This is a genomic window from uncultured Kushneria sp. (assembly GCF_947497025.1).
GTDB lineage: Bacteria > Pseudomonadota > Gammaproteobacteria > Pseudomonadales > Halomonadaceae > Kushneria.
In genome coordinates, this window is record NZ_CANMFC010000005.1 from 192170 (window position 1) to 209383 (window position 17214).

Consider the following 17214-nt stretch of genomic DNA (forward strand, 5'->3'; position numbering starts at 1 on the left):
TTGCCAGCGTTATTGATCTGCGCAGCACTTCTTGTACTTCTTCCCGCTGCCACACGGGCAGGGATCATTGCGACCGGCACGGGCCATGGCGGGTGGATTGATGACGCCATCGACATACTGCCAGCGGCCTGCGCTGCGTCGAAAGCGTGAGCGCTCGTGCAGCACGTGTTCAAAGCCGTCTTCCAGATACCACGCCCTGAACTCCACCATGCCCTGGGCGCCATGCACGCTCGTCTGGATGATGTCCAGACGCTGCCAGTCCACGGTGCGCACATTGAGCATGACGGCATCCTCAGGCGGTCGTCCCGGAGCGTTGTCGGCCCAGGTCCTGAACAGATACTCACCCAGCCCGCCCAGGGCGAAGGCACTATATCGAGAACGCATGAGGGCTTCAGGCGTGGCGGCGAGCTGTTCGTCGCGGTGAAGCGGGCCGCAGCAGTGGGCGTAGGTATGCCCGCTGCAGCAGGGGCAGATGAAATCGGTGGTCATGGGTCAACCCTGTGGCAGTGCTGCACAACGCCATAAGTCAGGCGTTGTGCGGGTAAAGGTGATGTAGAGCAATGTGGTACAGATAAAAAAAGACCGGCCGACAGTGTAGAGACTGTCGGCCGGATGTCGAGGCGCGGGTCAAACGAAGTGATCAGGCCTGCCAGCGAGCGTTCAGCCAGTTCAGGGCGCGGGAGGTGGTGGCGCGTACGCCGCGCCCCAATGCGCTTTCATCCAGACGCGAGGTCGTGATGATGCTCTTGTCCCTGGTGGCGTCGCGGTCGGTCAGCTCGGGGGCTGCCTTTTTCTGATGCTGCTCGTCGGACAGGACCTTTTCCTGTGGCTGGTCGATCGGCTCACCTGAATACAGCACCCACTGGTTGCTTTCCCGGACCGCATAAGAGTGTATTTCACGTGGTGCGGTCACGGTCATGTCAGGCAGATTATCCGTGGTGTCACCCTTGAGCAGACTGGCAAACCAGGCAAGACGCGAGGTTTCAACGGCCGGCTGCCAGGGGGCGTTCTCCTGAGGGCTATGCTGAGGGGCCAGCTGCCAGCTGTCGGCGCCCATTTGCTGCCACAGGTCCAGGCGAGGCGACTGCTGTGCAAGTGTCGGTGTTTCTACCTGCGACAGCTGAGTGGCCTGCACGGCTTCCTGCGGGGCCAGCGCCATGGTGGTCGCGGCGCGCGGTGCCGGACGGCTCTGGGCCACCTGAACCGGTGCGCTCTGCGCCGGTGCCTGCTGTACTGCCGCCGGAGCAGGCGCTGCTGCTACAACGCTCCCGGTGCGGATCTCGTCATTCAGCGCGACAGGTGCCCGCTCGGACGCAGTATTGATCGGTTCGACAGTGGAGGCCTGAGCAATCGTGCGTGCCGGTGCCGGTGCGACGGTGTTACCGGTACGCAGCTCATTGTGCATGCCGATGGGCGCGCGCTCGGGTACGGTATTGACCGGCTCGACGGCGGGGGCCTGAGCGACCGTGCGTACCGGAGCAGGGGCAACGGTGTCCCCGGTGCGAATCTGACTGTCGAGACCAATGGGCGCACGCTCGGGTGCGGTGTTGATCGGCTCGACGGCAGGCGCCTGAGCGACTGTGCGAACCGGTGCCGGTGCGACGGTGTTACCGGTACGCAGCTCATTGTGCATGCCGATGGGCGCGCGTTCGGGCGCGGCATTGACCGGTTCGGCCGGCGGCTCGACGGCACGGGCGGCAGCGACTTGAGGCTGCTGCACGCTGGCAGGCCGACTGGCGGCCTGCTCACGGGTTTCACGCTCGATGGCGCGATCCATGGCCAGAGCGCTTTCCGTTGCACTGGCATCCGCACTGCGGCCTGCCGGGTTCGGACCAAAGCTGGCATGCGTCAGCTGTGGATCGGAATTGGTATGAACCACCACGGCGTGAACGTTATCGCGCAAAAGCCACATGTCGCCGGTCTTGTCGAGCTTGGGTCCTCGCTTGAGAAATTCGGCAAGAACCTGCTCGCGGCGATCATCGCCGGGCTGGCAGGCCATTCTGGTCGAAGCAATCTCGCCGACTTCAAGTGTGGCGTTTTCCGGTCGGGCGTTGGCGCTCAGATGGTTGCAGCCGACCCAGGCATCAAGCCGGTTGCCGGTCAGATTGACCCTGGCACCGCTGATGTTGGTCAGCGCCGTGGCGTAATAGCCTGAAGATGAAGACCCGGAACTGGCGCATCCTGCCATCAGGGTGGCCAGTGCCAGCGTGGTGAGCGTTGGCCTGAATGCGTGTCGCATTGAAACTCCTGTTGCGTTGATCATGCTACCTGTCCCGGGTAGGCGTTCGGTTTGATGAGAACATCGGCACATAAGGGTTATAGGTCGCAAGCATACCCTGGTGTGAGCGCAAAGATGTGATCGAAGTGATGATTGTTACATGCTGTGGCATAACACTGTTATCCTTCGCCTCTTTTTCGGGTTGACATGGCCCGCACCAGGGGGCGTCACATCAGGACATGACATGACGGATCATACTATCGGCCCGGACGCCAAAAAGTTGCGTTCCCGGGTCATCATGCCTCGCAGTCGTCGCGGGTGCTGGCTGCTGGCGGCGTTCATGCTGCTGCTGGCAGCCGGTTGCTGGCCGGTCATCATGCTGTTTAACCGGCCCGTGGTGGTGGCCGGGCTGCCGCTGATGGCGCTATGGAGCTATGTCATCGTGTTCGCCAGTGTCGCGCTCATGGCGCTGGCCAATCGGCTGCTGGCAGGCCGCAAGAATGCGCCGCCGGCCGGACATTATCCGCCATCAAGGGAGTCCCGGGAACCATGACAGGCATGACGCCGCTGTGGCTGACCCTTCTATATATAGCGCTGGCCTTGTGGCTTGGTCTTCGCGCGCGTCGCGGTCATGCCATGACAGCGCTCGAACAGTGGGGCGTTGCCGGTCGCAGCATGAACGCCATGATGCTTTATCTGCTGATCGGCGCCGGTAGTGTCAGCGCCTACACCTTCATGGGGGCGCCGGGCTGGGCATTCTCGCGAGGCGTGGCGGTCTTTTATGTGGTGATCTATCTCTCTTATCTTGCCGTGGTGGCCTGGTATTTTGGTCCAAAGGTGTGGATGCTGGGCGCGCGTTTTGGCCATGTGACCCAGGCCAGCGCCATTCGCGATCGTTTTGAAAGTACCGCACTCGGGGCGCTGTCGGCGCTGGTCATGGCCATTGGTACGCTGGCCTACGCCGTACTGCAGACCATGGGCGCGGCCTATATCCTGGGGGTCATGAGCAATGGTCTGATCCCGATATGGGCGGGCGTACTGTTGGTGCTTGGTGTCATGGGAACCTATCTCTACACCAGTGGCCAGCGCGCCATTGGCATGACCAACGCCTTTCAGGGGGGGCTCATGCTGTTTGTGGCCTGGCTGGTGGGCCTTTGGGCCGTGCATGATTTCACGGGCAGCTGGACGACCGGCCAGCTTTTTGAGCGCTTGGCCACCGAGCGCCCCGAGTTCATGACCCTGCCGGGGGCCAGCGGCAATATGAGTTTTGCTTTCTGGACGACCTCGATCATCGTGTCGATGCTCTCCTTTCTGCCGCCGGTCTGGACGCAGTGGATGAGCGCCCGCTCGTGCGAGACCATTCGGCGCAGCGCGACCTGGCTGCCGACCTACTACGTGGTCATTCTGCCGATGGTCGTGGTGGGCTTCATTGGCATTTTCACGCTGCCGACCCTGTCGCGGGCCGACACGGTGGCACTGGAAATGGCGATGCAGACCATGCCCGTCTGGCTGACCGGGCTGCTGGGTGCAGGCACGCTGGCGGCGGCAATGTCCTCCTGTGAGCCCTTCATCCATTCGGCGGCGCTGTCGATTACGCGGGATGTCATCCAGCCGGCACTGCGTCTCGAGGACGCCTTCACCGCACGCCTGGCGCGCTGGATGCTCTTTCCCGTTCTGGCACTGGTGGCGGTGCTGGCGATCAGCGAGCCCGGCAATCTGGTGATGATCCTGCTGGTCGGGCTCGGCTTTGCCGCTCAGGTGCTGCCGGCCTTCATCGGCATGTTCTTCTGGTTCGGGGCAACCCGCAGCGGCGTCATGGCGGGGCTTCTGGCCGGTTTTGTCGTGACGTTTGCCTTCACCGTCGTCTGGTCCAACCCGCTGGGTGTGCATGCCGGCTTCTGGGGGCTTTTGCTCAATCTGCCGCTGTTTGTCATGGTCTCCCGGCGCACCCGCCCGGCATCAGCGCAAACGCTGCAGCGCTTTTATGAGGTGGCCCGACAGTTTTGAGACAACACGGCGAACGCAGGCAGAGGCTGCGATGGTGGGGGTAGCTGCTTGTGGCTACCGGCGCTGGCTCGAGCCGGTGTTCGCTGATATGTCTCTTTTATCGGGTATCGCTGGTTTCCGGGCGGTCGACAAAAAGCCGCCAAAGGCTGTGATACAGTGAGTTTCCTTCGACAGATCGGTATCGCACCTTGTTACACGGTTTGACAGGGTGATGCCGCTGTCCTTTTCTGAAATCGGATAAACAACTATTAAAGGTATCCGTATGCAGATTCGCAATGTCATGACCAGCGTGTTCGCCCTCTCGATGATGGGGGCGGCTTCCTCGGCACTCGCTGATACCTGGCGCTTTGGCCTTGAGGAGACCGAAGGCAGCGTCCAGTACGCCTATGCAGAAGCCTTCAAGGATCTGATCGAGAAAAACAGTGATGGTGATGTCACCGTACAGATCCTGCCCTACGGGGTCTGGGGCTCCAACTATGATGCGCTGTATGATGCGCTGCAAAGTGGCGCCATTCCCATCTCCTTCGGTTCGGGCTTTCTGGGGGGCACGGTCCCCGAAAGTCAGCTGATGAGCCTCAACTACGTCATGCCCAATGATCAGCTGGAGACGGCCGAGATTCTCAACTCCGATGCGTTCATGCAAAGCGATGCGTGGCAGCAGTCGTTCCGTGAGCGCGGACTGGTACCGCTGGCCGCTGTCCCTGAAGGTTCCCAGGTGTGGACGGCCAACAAGGAGATTCGCACGCCCGAAGACATGAAGGGCCTGCAGATTCGCGTCATGGATAACAGTCTGCTGCGCGCCACCTATCAGGCCTATGGCGCTGCCCCCATCACCATTGCCTATGGCGAGCTGTACAGTGCGCTGCAGCAGGGCCAGGCCGAAGGCAATATCCAGCCGGTCTTTGCCCACGAGAACATGGGCTTTTATGAAGTGCAGGACGACATGATCTTTGCCGAGCAGGCGCAGTTCATTGGCAACCTGATCGCCAACCAGGACTGGTATGAAGGGCTTCCCGACGATCAGCAGGAGATGCTGCAGTCCACCCTTCACGAGATGGTGCAAAAGGGCCACGACATCCAGACGCAGTTCAACGCCGAGCGCCTTGAAACCATCAAGGAAAAAAGTGATATCAACATCATTCACCTCAGTGAGGAAGAGCGCAGTCGCTTCCGCGAACTCGCCCGTCCGATTCGTCAGGTGTATGTTGATATGGTCGGCGAGCGCGGCCAGAAGGCACTCGATATCCTGCTCAAGCAGGTCGAAGAGAGCAAGTCCGGCTCCAGCGACAGCGACCATCAGAATTCCTGATCTGCTGATCGCATCGAGAGCCACCCGCAGACACGGTCTGCGGGTTTTTTTATGCCGGGCGATTGCAGAGGGCGATCAACGCGTCTGCGTTCGCCTTCCCTTTAAAGGCCATAAAAAAGGCAGGCCAAAAGGCCTGCCCGGTAAAATATCTCGTGTGATCGAGATTCAGTCACCGCCCAGCGATGGCAGCAGTAGCGAAATCTGCGGAAAGACAATCAGAATCAGCGTGGCCAGCAGCAAAATGAGGATAAAGGGCGGTGTGCCTCGAATGACCTCCAGATAGGGGCGGCGAAAGACGGCAATGGCGGTAAAGATATCGCAGCCAAAGGGCGGCGTGGCCGAGCCGATGGCGGCCTGCAGGGTCACGATGACCCCCACGTGTATCGGGTCCAGCCCGGTTGACTGCACCAGCGGTTTGAAGATGGGCACCAGAATCAGGATGACCACGATGGGGTCAACGAACATGCAGCCAATAAAGAAGGCCACCGCAATCAGAAGCAGCGCCAGAAACTGATTGTCGCCGATGCTCTCGATCAATGGTGAGAGGATCTGCTGCGGTACGCCGGCGGTCGCCAGCGCCTGGGAAAACGCCGCGCCAATCGCCACCAGGATAAAGACCACAGCGGTGATCATGCCGGTCGAGAGCGCCAGACTGCCAAGATCACGAATCTTGACCTGACGGTAGATCACCACTTCCAGCAGCAGGGCATAGGCGACCGCCACCGCCGAGGCCTCAACGGCGCTGAAAAAGCCTCCATAGATACCGCCCACGACCAGAATCGGAAAACCCAGCGGCAGAATCACGCGGCGAATGGCACGGCCCCGCTCGCGCCACGAGGCCTTCGGGTCCGGCTCGATCCCCTTCAGGCGCGAGTCGATCCAGCAGTAGAGAGAAAACAACACCAGAATCAGAAGCCCTGGCAGGATGCCGGCCAGGAAGAGATCACCGATCGAGGTCTGCATCGCCACGCCGTAGATGATAAAGCCGATACTGGGCGGAATCAGCAGGGCGACATCGCTGGCGTTGATGATCAGGGCCAGCGTAAAGGCATCGGAGTACCCCTTTTTGAGCAGGCGAGGGCGCATCGGCCCCCCCATGGCCACTACGGTGGCCTGGGTGGAGCCGGATACGGCCCCGAACAGGGCGCAGGAGGCGGCCGTGGTAATCGGCAGACCGCCGCGCAGATGGCGGGTAAAGGCATCCACCACGTCCAAAAGCCGATTGGCCGTATGGCCCTTGGTCAGAATGTCTGCAGCAAAAATGAACATCGGCACGGCTGCCAGCACCCAGCTGCCGACACCGCTGATCATCCAGCTGACCGCCTGATCGGGGCCGAAAAAGGTCATTCCGGTAAACATCATATAGAGCGTGCCGGCTGCCAGGGGGACCATCATGGGAAAACCCAACAGCAGCAGCACGAGCATGATTACGCCCAGGCCCATCAGCATGAGATCTCTCCTTTCATTTTTTGTAATGAATCTCTTGTTATCAACGGCGTGCGCATGATCACTGATCGCGCGGCGCGCTGGCAGTCTCTCCCACGCTGCCTTCCAGCGGCACGTCGTTGTAGCTCTCCTGTTCGGTGAGCGAGCGCCAGATACCGTCACTGGTCAGGTTACGGATAATGGTCAGCACATACTGAATACCGGCCAGTGCAAAGCCGATGGGCAGGGCAAGATAAATGATCCACAGCGGGATCTGTAGTGAGGCGCTGGTACGCCCGCGATCATGAATCGCCATGACGTACTCGACGGACTTGTAGCTGAAATAGAACATCAGCACGGCCGTGCCCAGACAGATCACGATCAGCAGGGCCTTGCGTGCTCGACCACCGAGCTGATCGTAGATCGCCGACATGCTGATATGGCGGGCGTGGCGCGCAGCATAGCCCACGCCCACGAAGGTAATGATCACGATCAGCATTTCGGTGATCTCGTAGGTCCCGGCGATGCCCTGACCGAACACAATGTTGCCGACGACATGGGCACTCATCAAAAACGCCATGGCGAGAATGCTGCCGGCAACGATCAAGCGCTCGATCAGGCCCAGCATGCGGTCAAAAAGCAGCAGTGCCCGCAGCAGCGCATTCGGACGTCCATCACCATCCTGTGAGGAAGAAGTCTGGCTCATGAGATTTTGTCCTTGTTTTTAAGAGCATGTCCTTGCTGTGAAGAGCGCATCACAGACAATACAGGCCTGCCCCTTTATAACAAGGGGCGGGCTGATATCACCAGCATCGCTCTACCTGGCGCTGGAGGCCAGCGCCATTTCGACCAGGGACAGCTCGCGTACCAGCCGACGCAGGTGTCGGCATCGATCGGGTGATTCGAGCGCAGTCGATAATATTCGCGCCGTTCGGCGGTATGGCCGCCGGACGCATTTCGAGGGAAAGGTTCTGGTCATGCTCGTGACGCTCGGAACTCGAGCGCCTGTCATTGAGGGTTATCAGGTTGCGGTAATGACGGGTGATGCGAGGCACTGACCCTGGTCAGTGCCGAGCGTTCAAGGTCCGAGTCGTGGTGCTTTTAAGCGCCGTGACATCAGTCTTCCATGGCCCCTGCGCTGACGGGGCCGGTGCTCGATGATGTGGCGGCGTTCGTGCTTGACACCCCACCCCGTTCGGACGGCGGGCCGGTCAGACCTCAGTGATGGGCTTGGCCGGTATCGCCGGTCAGCGCCGTTTCGGCCAGATCCACTTCCCGCACCAGCTTTCGCAGCACGTCATCGTTGATGTGATGTTTGCCGCGCAGGCGATAGTACTCCCGCCGCTCGGCGCGCAGGGCTTCCACACGTGTTTCCCGCTCCAGCGAACGGATGGCCTCAAGCCTGGGCGTCGGGACAGTCGTGTCTCCCAGCTCAAGGCGCTGGCGGTACCAGCTCATCAGCTGTGAGCTGATGTCATTGAAGGCGATGATGAACGCTTCGCTGTGGTGTTCACGGGTGATGGCTTCCGCTCGCTGATGATGAAAGTCCTCAATGCGTCGAATGGCGGCCTCGGCCGCTGCGATCCGGGCGCGACGCTCCTCTTCGAACTCGTGGGTGTCGCGGGGCAGGTCAAGATTTTTCAATACCAGCGGCAGACCGATACTGCCGGTGATCAGGGTGAACATGATCACGCCGGTGGCCAGAAAAATCAGCAGCTCACGCGCCGGAAAGGGCGTGCCGTCATTCATCAGCTGGGGGAGCGATAGCGCTGCGGCAAGCGTGATGGTGCCGCGAATGCCGGCCAGCGTGGCGGCCAGCACCACCCGCATCGAGATGGCGGCCCTGTGCTCTTTCGAGAAAAGACGCTGAAGCCAGGTAGCGCTCAGAATCCAGACAAAGCGCGACAGCAACAGCGCGATCGAGATGACGGCCACGTAGCCTAGAAGACGCAGGAACTCGTAGTCGCCCACGTCGTGCAGCGAGTGGTCCAGTGCGCCGCCGACGATATCCGGCAGCTGAAAGCCCAGCAGCAGAAAGACCAGCGCGTTGAGGGTGAACTCCAGCATTTCCCAGACGCTTTTGGTCTGCATGCGCATGTTGACCTGGCTCTCACGCTTTAGATCCGTGCGGTTGATGACCATGCCGGCAGCCACTGCGGCCAGAATGCCGGACATGCCGAAATGCTCGGCCAGCAGATAGGCCGCAAAGGGAAGTAACAGCAGCAACAGCAGAATCTGGATGGTCGAGCCTTCGCCCAGATGGCGCTCGATCAGGCGCGTGCGGATCACGTTGAATACGAACGCGATCGCCGCACCTACCAAAAGCCCGCCAATGGAGATCACGAAAAAGCCCAGCGTGGCATCCATCACCGAGAAGGTGCCGGTCAGGGCGGCGGCGACCGCAAACTTGAAGGCAACAAGGCCCGAAGCATCGTTCATGAGCGACTCGCCTTCCAGAATGCGCATCAATCGCGGCGGCACCGGCAATCGCCCCGAGATGGCCGAGACCGCCACGGCATCGGTAGGAGATAGAATCGCGGCCAGGGCAAAGCAGACCGGCAGCGGCAGGGCCGGCAACAGCCAGTGAATGAAGGTGCCCACGCCCAGCACGGTAAAGAGCACCAGTCCCAGCGCCAGCGCCAGTATCGGGCCGCGCAGGACCATGAACTCACGCTGTGGAAAGCGTCTGGCATCGGCAAACAGCAGCGGGGCGATAAACACCAGCAAAAAAAGTTCGGGTTCGAGCTCAACATTCAGATTGATGCCTGGCAAGGCAAGCAAAACGCCAAAGGTGATCTGCACCAGCGGCGTAGGCAGTGCGGGCAAAAAACGGGCAGCCACACCGGTGGCCGAGGCCACCAACAGCAGTATCAGTACGAGAAAGACGGCATCCATGGGGTCAGCTTATCGATTGGCCTGAGAGGACGTCATGAGTGACGGGTCAGGCCAGCATAGCGTATTTCCCGGCACAACAAGGAGTGCCGACAGCTTGTCGCTGTCGGCCGTGGCAGAGTTCAGCGTTTTATTCGTGGGGTCAGTGCCATCTCGACCAGGTCCAGTTCGCGCACCAGCCGCCGCAGGGTGTCGTCATCGATCTGGTGAATCGAGCGCAGTCGATAGTACTCGCGGCGCTCGGCGCGTATGGCCGCCAGACGCATCTCGCGGGAAAAGCGCTGGTCATATTCGTGTCGCTCGGAGCTCGAGCGCCTGTCATTGATGGTCATCAGGTTGCGATAGTAGCTCACCATGCGGGCGCTGGCCTCGGTCAGCACCGATCGTTCAAGCTCCGTGTCATGGCGCTTTTGTGCGTCGCTGTACCAGCTTTCGATGGCCTCGATGGCAGCAAGGGAGGCAGCATGGCGGGCCGAGCGGGCCTCTTCATCGCGCCAGCTGTCATCGGGCTTGTCCATGCGTCTGAGCAGCAGCGGCAGGGCGATACTGCCCAGTAGCAGGGTGAACAGGATGACGCCGGTGGCCAGAAAGATCACCAGCTCGCGGCCGGGAAAAGCTTCGCCGTTGGGTAGCGTGAGCGGCAGCGAAAGTGCTGCGGCAAGCGTGATGGTGCCACGAATGCCGGCCATTGTGCCTACCGCCATGATGCCGCTGGACAGGGGGACATGCGCACTGCGCCGCCGTCGTGAGGAAAGTCTCGAGAGATAGATGGCGCCCATGATCCAGAAAAGGCGCAGCAGCATCAGTGCCAGCGAGATCACGACCACATAAAATCCCAGTTCCGCCAGACTGAAACTGCGGGCATCGTTGAGAGAGACTTCGATGGCCCCGCCAATGATGTCCGGCAGCTGTAGCCCCAGCAGCAAAAACACCATCGCATTGAGCAAAAAGGTCAGAATCTCCCAGAAGTGGTTCATCTGCATACGGGTTCGGGTCTGGGCGTAACGCTTGAGCTCGGTGCGGTTGATGGTAATGCCGGCCGCTACGGCGGCCAGAATGCCGGAGCCTTCCAGATGTTCGGCGATCAGGTAGGCCGCAAAGGGAATCATCAGCATAACCAGCAGAATTTCGGTCGAGGATTCGGTCCCACGCTTGTCAATCAGCTTGCGGCGAATGGTCGAAAAGAGGAAGGCAAGGACGACGCCGACCGACACGCCCACGAAGGTGATCAGGGCAAACTGCAGGCTGACCTGTCCAAGGGAGAAGGCACCGGTCATGGCTGCCGCCACGGCAAACTTGAGCGATACCAGGGCTGATGCGTCGTTCATCAGCGATTCGCCCTCAAGAATGTGCATCAGGCGTGGCGGTACACCGAGCCTGCCGGAAATGGCCGAGACGGCCACGGCATCGGTAGGCGACAAAATGGCGGCCAGCGCAAAACATACGGCCAGTGGCAGGTTGGGTAATAGCCAGTGAATCAGAAACCCTGCACCCACCACGGTAAAGAGTACCAGTCCCACGGCCAGCGCAATGATGGGATGGCGCAGTGAGGTCAGCTCACGCTGAGGAAACTGCCAGGCGTCAGCAAACAAAAGCGGCGGCACAAACAGCAGCATGAAGGTTTCGGGCTCCAGGTTGATATTCAGCGGCGTATTCAACCAGGCCAGCAGTGCGCCTATCGCGATCTGTAAAATGGGCAGGGGCAGGCGGGGCATGAAGCGCGCCAATATGCCGCTGCCGGCGGCTACCAGAATCAGCGATAAGGCCAGTAACACAATATGCATCAATGACTTCCTGTCATGTGTTCCTGTTTTTTGATGAATTCCAGGGGAAATGGTTGCATTTATTTTGGCATGACGCGGGATCATGCGCCCCGGTGTTGTTGAGGTCTGAAACGACAAACAGGTTTTGGCGTTGTCGCTTATAGAGGGTCTCAAACAAAAAACCGGCATCTCGTTTGAGATGCCGGCAGATACTCTTGAACCATGGTCTTTCAATCCGTGCGCAAGGCACTGGATGTCATGGCATCAGGCGTGCTGGTTGCGGTGACGCCCTTCCTTGATCTCTTCAATCAACTTGTTGTTGAAAGCATTGAGATCCTTCGGCGCGCGGCTGGTGACCAGCGCGCTGTCGCAGACAACTTCACTGTCTTCCCACTGTGCGCCGGCATTTTTCAGATCCTGCGCGAGAGTGGGGAACGACGTCATGCGACGGCCATCGACCACTTCAGCGTTGATCAGTATCCAGGGCGCGTGGCAGATCGCCCCCACCGGCTTGCCGGCCTTGAAGAAGTCGCGCACAAAGCTCAGCGCCTTTTCATTGGTGCGCAGTGTGTCCGGGTTAAATTGACCGCCCGGCAGCATCAGCGCGTCATAATCATCGGCACTGACTTCATCAAGGGACTTGTCGACCGGATACTCTTCGCCCCAGTCGGTTTCTGCCCAGGCCTTGATGCCCTGCTTTTTCAGTGACACAACGTGTACGTCAATGCTCTGGGCTTCCAGCGCCTTTTTGGGCGAGGACAGCTCGGATTCTTCAAAACCGTCGGTGGCCAGGATGGCAACCTTTGTGCCTTTCAATTCGCTCATGTCAGAACACTCCTTGCTCTGGACAGTGAAGGGTAGATATCGGGCTTGTCTTACGCGTGCTGCTTGCGATGACGGCCTTCATGGATCTCTTCAATCATCTTGCTGCAAAAGGCATCCAGATCCTTCGGCAGACGGCTGGTGACGAACGCACTGTCGCAGACGACTTCGCTGTCTTCCCATTTGGCGCCGGCATTTTCCAGATCCTTGCGAAGCGACGGAACCGAAGTCATGCGGCGACCCTCGACCACGCCTGCGTTGATCAGCGTCCAGGCCGCATGGCAGATGGCGCCGACCGGCTTGCCTTCCTGGAAGAAGCCACGGGCGAAGGTCAGTGCCTTTTCGTTGGTGCGCAGATTATCGGGGTTGATGACGCCGCCCGGTAGCACCAGCGCGTGATAGTCGTGAGAGCTGACCTCATCAAGGCTCTTGTCGACCGGATAATCGTCGCCCCACTGGGTCTCGGCCCAGGCACGAATCGTGCCACGCTCGGGCGAGACGATGTGCACCTCAATACCCTCGGCGGCAAGCGTTGCCTTGGGTACGGCCAGTTCGGACTCTTCAAAACCGTCGGTGGCCATAATCGCGACGCGAACGCCCATTAGATCCTGACTCATGTGTCTCCCCCAATTCTTTGGTGGTTTCAGTATGTGCTTTCCCATGACCTTTGGCCGACAGGAAGGCATTTCAAGGGTCGTGCAATGATTGCTGGAACCTGACTGGCAGGTTGTGATGATTCGCTGTCACGTTGTGTCGATAGCGAATCATCATGGCGTTTTACGCCTCGTTCCTCGTCGGCGGTGCCATCCTGTCCAGCAAGACCTTCATGGCACCTTTTTACGCCTCGTTCCTCGTCGGCGGCGCCATGAATTCCGGCCCGACCGGGTCGGTGATGCATTCGGCAAGGATAGCGTCGATGTCGCGCATCGCCTTGTCATTCAGCGACCAGCCCATGACGTCGTTGGCCGGGTCGAGCTGGTCCGGACGACGAGCGCCCCAGAGGGCTACCGAGACGCCGGGCTGGTCGAGCAGCCAGCGCAGGGCCAGATGCAGTACGCGCTTGTTGTAATGCTCCTGGGCGTAGGCGTCGAGCTTTTCAACGGCGCTGATGTACTGCTCAAAGCGCGGCGACTGAAACTTGGGATCGCTGTTGCGCAGGTCGTCACCGCCAAAGGTGGTGTCGCGATTCATCTTGCCGGACAGCAGGCCACGGCACAGGGCGCCGTAGGTCAGGGTGCCCACGCCGTCTTCGCGAATGGCCGGCAGGATGTCGCCTTCGATGTCACGCTCGAATAAATTGTAGGGCGGCTGCATGGTCGACAGCGGGCAGATTTTTTCAAACGTACGCATCTGCTCGACCGAGAAGTTGGAAACCCCCACGGCCCGGATCTTGCCGCTGTCCTTCAGTTCACGCAGTACGGTGGCGGCTTCCTCGATATCCACGGTCGGATCCGGCCAGTGCAGCTGATAAAGATCGATGTAGTCGGTCTGCAGTCGCTTGAGGCTGTCGTTGATTTCCTGCTCGATACGCGCCCGGCTGGCATCACGATACGGGCCATCGTCGTTCCAGTTCAGGCCGCACTTGGTGGCCAGCACCGCCTTGTCGCGGATGCCGCCCTCCTTGAGCGCCTTGCCGACCAGACGCTCGGACTCACCGAAGCCATAGACCGCAGCGGTATCAATACAGGTAATGCCCCGCTCGATGGCGCTCTGGACGGTCGCAATCGACTGCTTTTCGTCGGTGCCGCCCCATTTCCAGCCGCCAATGGCCCAGGTGCCCAGCGCAATGCGGGAAGGTTTGAGATCACTGTTGGGGAGTTGAATCGTTTCCATCGAAAAGCTACCTCCTTGGGAGTCGAGTTTCTGAAGCAGGGCCGGATCATGATCAGGCCGCCATGAAAATCGTCACTCAAGCGTAGACGCCGCCCGGGCATCGTGCATGCAGCACCTGCTAATCAAGCCGCCCTGTCACGGGTGCACCGTTTCCGGGGCTCGGTTAAGCTGGGCGCCTGTGATTTCTGCTCCGGCCGGTCGAAAGCTTTCATGACTCGCCGGGGGCTTTTCATGACCCGTTTTTCATGACCCGTTGGAAGTGCCCATGAACAGTGCGCTGCTGATCTCCCTGATGGTGATGACCGTCGCCGTTGTCGTGGCCGTCGGCCTGTGGTGGCGTGGTCGCCATCAGGGCGCGCTGGTGGAAACGCTTGAGGAGGAGCTTGAGCGTCTGCGTGAACAGGTTGGCGATACCGAGCGCATGCTGGCCGAGCGTGAGGCCCTGCTCGAGCGGGAGCAGACCCATACTCAGGAGCTTCGGGCTCAGCTATCACAGCGTGAACATCGGCTGGCCGAGGTCAACGATGCGCTATCGGATTACCGTGAGCGTACGACGCGGCTGGAGGTGGAAAAGCAGCGCGATACGGCCCATTTCGAGGAGCGTCTGAGCCTTCTGGGCAGCGCACGTCAGGAGCTGACCCATGAGTTCGAACGCCTGGCCGGGCGCATCTTTGATGAGCGCCAGCAGCAGTTTTCCCGTCACAGCCAGGAGAGCGTCAGCGCACTGATGGCGCCGGTACGCGAACAGATCGAGCAGTTTCGGGCGCGCCTTGAAACCCTGCATGGTGAGCAGCAACAAGGCCGCACTCAGCTCACGACCCAGCTGGACTATCTGGCCGGACTCAACCGCCAGATGAGCGAGGACGCCAGCAACCTGACCCGAGCGCTCAAGGGCGACAGCAAGTCGCAGGGCCACTGGGGCGAGCTGATCCTGGAGCGGGTGCTGGAGCGTTCCGGGCTGAGACAGGGCATCGAGTACGAGCGCGAGGTCGTGCTGACCCACGATCAGGGCCGGTCACGCCCGGATGCGGTGATCTATCTGCCTGAGTCGCGTCATCTGATCATCGACGCCAAGGTATCGCTCACCGCCTGGAGCGAGGTGGTCGCCGCCGACAGTGACGCGGCCCGCGAGCAGGCGATGCGTCGTCATCTGCGCTCGGTACGAAGCCATATCGAGACGCTCTCCGACAAGGGCTATGCGCGGCTGCCGGGGCTGAATGCCCCGGACATGGTGTTTCTGTTCATGCCCATCGAGCCGGCCTTTGCCGCTGTATTCGAACATGATGATCGACTCTTTCATGAAGCCTTTGATCGCCATATCGTGCTGGTGACGCCTTCCACGCTGCTGGCGAGCCTTCGCACGGTGGCGGGGCTGTGGCGGCTGGAACGCCAGAATGACAACGCTCGGGAAATTGTCGCGCGCGCCGAGAAGCTTCTGGAAAAGTGCCACGGCTTCGTGACCAGCATGGAGGAGGTGGGTACGCAGCTTGAACGCGCGACCAGCAGTCATCGTCAGGCAATGAACCGCCTGCGCGATGGCCAGGGCAGCCTGATCGCTCAGGCCGGACGGCTCAACGCGCTGGGCGTGCGCAACCGCAAACCCTGGCCGGAGAGCGTTAGGGAAAGCGCCCAGAGCGGGCGCGACGCTCAGGAGGCACGGCAGGGCCGGCAGCACGCCCCGTTTGCCGAGTCGGATGAAGCGCCAGGGACGCTGCGCTTTGATGAGGATTGACGCCCCTGATCAGTGATCAAACGTTCAGCGCCCGTGCTGGAACAGCCGAATGATCGACGCACTGCGCGCTGCCAAAAGTTCCGATGTGCGCTCAAGCGCCTCTTCCAGTGCCATCGGGCCATCGGCGAGCGCAAAGGCGGCGGTTACCCCTTCCTCGAGCGCCTTCTCCCAGCCGCTGTCCAGCTTGCCGGCCAGCACCACACAGGGCACGCCCTGACGCCGGGCCGCGCGGGAAACCCCGATGGGCGTCTTGCCGGAAAGGCTCTGGCCATCCAGCCGCCCTTCGCCGGTAATGACCAGATCGGCGCGCTCGAGCGCCTGCTCGAAGCCGACCTGCTCCATGACAAGCTCGATCCCCGGGCGTAATGTGGCCTTCAAAAAGGCCAGTGCGGCAAAACCCATGCCACCGGCGGCACCGGCGCCGGCACTGTAGCGGTGGTCATGGCCGGTAGCCTCTGCAGTGATATCGGCAAGTCTGGCCAGGGCGTGATCCAGCTGGTTGACCTGCTCTTTTGTAGCGCCCTTTTGCGGGCCGAAAATCGCACTGGCGCCCTGATCGCCGCACAGTGGGTTGTTCACATCCACGGCGGCCTCGACCGTGAGTTCTGCAAGACGTGGGTCGATGCCGGAAAGATCGATGCGGGAAAGTCTGGCCAGCGCCGCGCCGCCGGGCTCAAGGGGCTGATCATTGTCGTCCAGAAAGCGCACGCCGAGTGCGCTCATCATGCCGGCACCGCCGTCATTGGTGGCGGTGCCACCCAGGGTCAGCATCAGGTGCCTGGCGCCTTCCTCCAGCGCCGCCGTGATCAGTTCGCCCACGCCCCGGGTGGTGGTGTGCAGAGCATCGCGTTCCTCTAGCGTCAGGTGCTGCAGGCCACTGGCTTCGGCCAGCTCGACAATTGCCGTGTGGCGATCATTGATCCAGCCCCACTGCGCCGTGCGTGGCCGGTTCAGGGCGTCATGGACGTCAAGACTGCGCGCTTCGGCGCCGCTGGCGGTCAGAAGAGCTTCCAGCGTGCCTTCGCCCCCATCGCCCAGCGGACACAGGGTCCAGCTTGCCTCCGGAGAGGCCTGGTGAATGCCCTTGGCGATGGCGTTCGCAGCCTCCGTGGCGCCGAGGGCATCCTTGAAGCTGTCGGGGGCAATCAGAATATGCATGCAGACTCTCCGGCAGGAATGGTGATTCCCGAGCATACCCCGGCAGGCGTGGCCG

At 60.8% G+C, this 17214-nt stretch carries 14 protein-coding genes; 4 read left to right on the forward strand and 10 right to left on the reverse strand.

All coding sequences use genetic code 11. From position 1 onward, the window contains the following. Window positions 1–9: 9 nt before the first annotated feature. Together Q0931_RS11200 and Q0931_RS11205 are read right to left on the reverse strand one after the other, a co-directional pair. Complete coding sequence (locus Q0931_RS11200; protein WP_299260292.1) at window positions 10–489, reverse strand: YchJ family protein; 480 nt, start codon at window positions 487–489, stop codon at window positions 10–12. A 151-nt stretch (window positions 490–640) separates the two neighbouring features. Then, entirely contained in the window at window positions 641–2239 is a 1599-nt protein-coding gene (locus tag Q0931_RS11205) for an META domain-containing protein (RefSeq protein ID WP_299260294.1), read from the reverse strand. Between the two features lie 223 nt (window positions 2240–2462). On the opposite strand from Q0931_RS11205, the gene Q0931_RS11210 reads away from it, so the two are divergent. The 3 genes from Q0931_RS11210 to dctP all read left to right on the forward strand — a co-directional run bounded on the left by Q0931_RS11210 (window position 2463) and on the right by dctP (window position 5534). Beyond that, window positions 2463–2771, forward strand: coding sequence for a hypothetical protein (locus Q0931_RS11210; RefSeq protein ID WP_299260296.1), 309 nt, complete (start codon window positions 2463–2465; stop codon window positions 2769–2771). After that, window positions 2768–4225 (forward strand): sodium:solute symporter, encoded by a 1458-nt coding sequence (locus tag Q0931_RS11215; RefSeq protein WP_299260298.1) that lies wholly within the window; start codon window positions 2768–2770, stop codon window positions 4223–4225. The genes Q0931_RS11210 and Q0931_RS11215 overlap by 4 nt, the downstream gene beginning before the upstream one ends. Before the next feature lie 262 nt (window positions 4226–4487). After that, window positions 4488–5534 carry a TRAP transporter substrate-binding protein DctP gene (gene dctP, locus Q0931_RS11220; RefSeq protein ID WP_299260300.1) on the forward strand — a complete coding sequence of 349 codons (1047 nt, stop codon included), beginning with the start codon at window positions 4488–4490 and terminating at the stop codon, window positions 5532–5534. Window positions 5535–5699: 165 nt separating this feature from the next. On the opposite strand, the gene Q0931_RS11225 is transcribed toward dctP, so the two are convergent. From Q0931_RS11225 to Q0931_RS11255, 7 genes are all read right to left on the reverse strand, one after another. Beyond that, entirely contained in the window at window positions 5700–6983 is a 1284-nt protein-coding gene (locus tag Q0931_RS11225) for a TRAP transporter large permease (protein WP_299260302.1), read from the reverse strand. Window positions 6984–7041: 58 nt separating this feature from the next. Next, a complete protein-coding gene (locus Q0931_RS11230; protein ID WP_299260304.1) occupies window positions 7042–7665 on the reverse strand; it encodes a TRAP transporter small permease in 624 nt (207 codons plus the stop codon). 512 nt (window positions 7666–8177) lie between these two features. Beyond that, on the reverse strand, window positions 8178–9854 hold the full coding sequence (locus Q0931_RS11235; protein WP_299260306.1) for a Na+/H+ antiporter: 1677 nt from the start codon (window positions 9852–9854) through the stop codon (window positions 8178–8180). A 119-nt stretch (window positions 9855–9973) separates the two neighbouring features. After that, a complete protein-coding gene (locus Q0931_RS11240) occupies window positions 9974–11635 on the reverse strand; it encodes a Na+/H+ antiporter (RefSeq protein ID WP_299260308.1) in 1662 nt (553 codons plus the stop codon). 243 nt (window positions 11636–11878) lie between these two features. Continuing rightward, window positions 11879–12439, reverse strand: coding sequence for a type 1 glutamine amidotransferase domain-containing protein (locus Q0931_RS11245; RefSeq protein ID WP_299260310.1), 561 nt, complete (start codon window positions 12437–12439; stop codon window positions 11879–11881). A 50-nt stretch (window positions 12440–12489) separates the two neighbouring features. Beyond that, window positions 12490–13053: a type 1 glutamine amidotransferase domain-containing protein gene (locus Q0931_RS11250; protein WP_299260312.1), complete on the reverse strand. Its 564-nt coding sequence runs from the start codon at window positions 13051–13053 to the stop codon at window positions 12490–12492. 220 nt (window positions 13054–13273) lie between these two features. Further along, window positions 13274–14269: an aldo/keto reductase gene (locus tag Q0931_RS11255; protein ID WP_299260314.1), complete on the reverse strand. Its 996-nt coding sequence runs from the start codon at window positions 14267–14269 to the stop codon at window positions 13274–13276. A 265-nt stretch (window positions 14270–14534) separates the two neighbouring features. Between Q0931_RS11255 and rmuC the strand changes: the two genes are divergently transcribed. Beyond that, a complete protein-coding gene (rmuC, locus tag Q0931_RS11260; RefSeq protein ID WP_299260316.1) occupies window positions 14535–16001 on the forward strand; it encodes a DNA recombination protein RmuC in 1467 nt (488 codons plus the stop codon). Window positions 16002–16025: 24 nt separating this feature from the next. Here the strand turns inward: rmuC and Q0931_RS11265 are convergent, their stop codons facing one another. Next, entirely contained in the window at window positions 16026–17159 is a 1134-nt protein-coding gene (locus tag Q0931_RS11265; protein ID WP_299260318.1) for a glycerate kinase, read from the reverse strand. Between the last annotated feature and the right edge of the window lie 55 nt (window positions 17160–17214).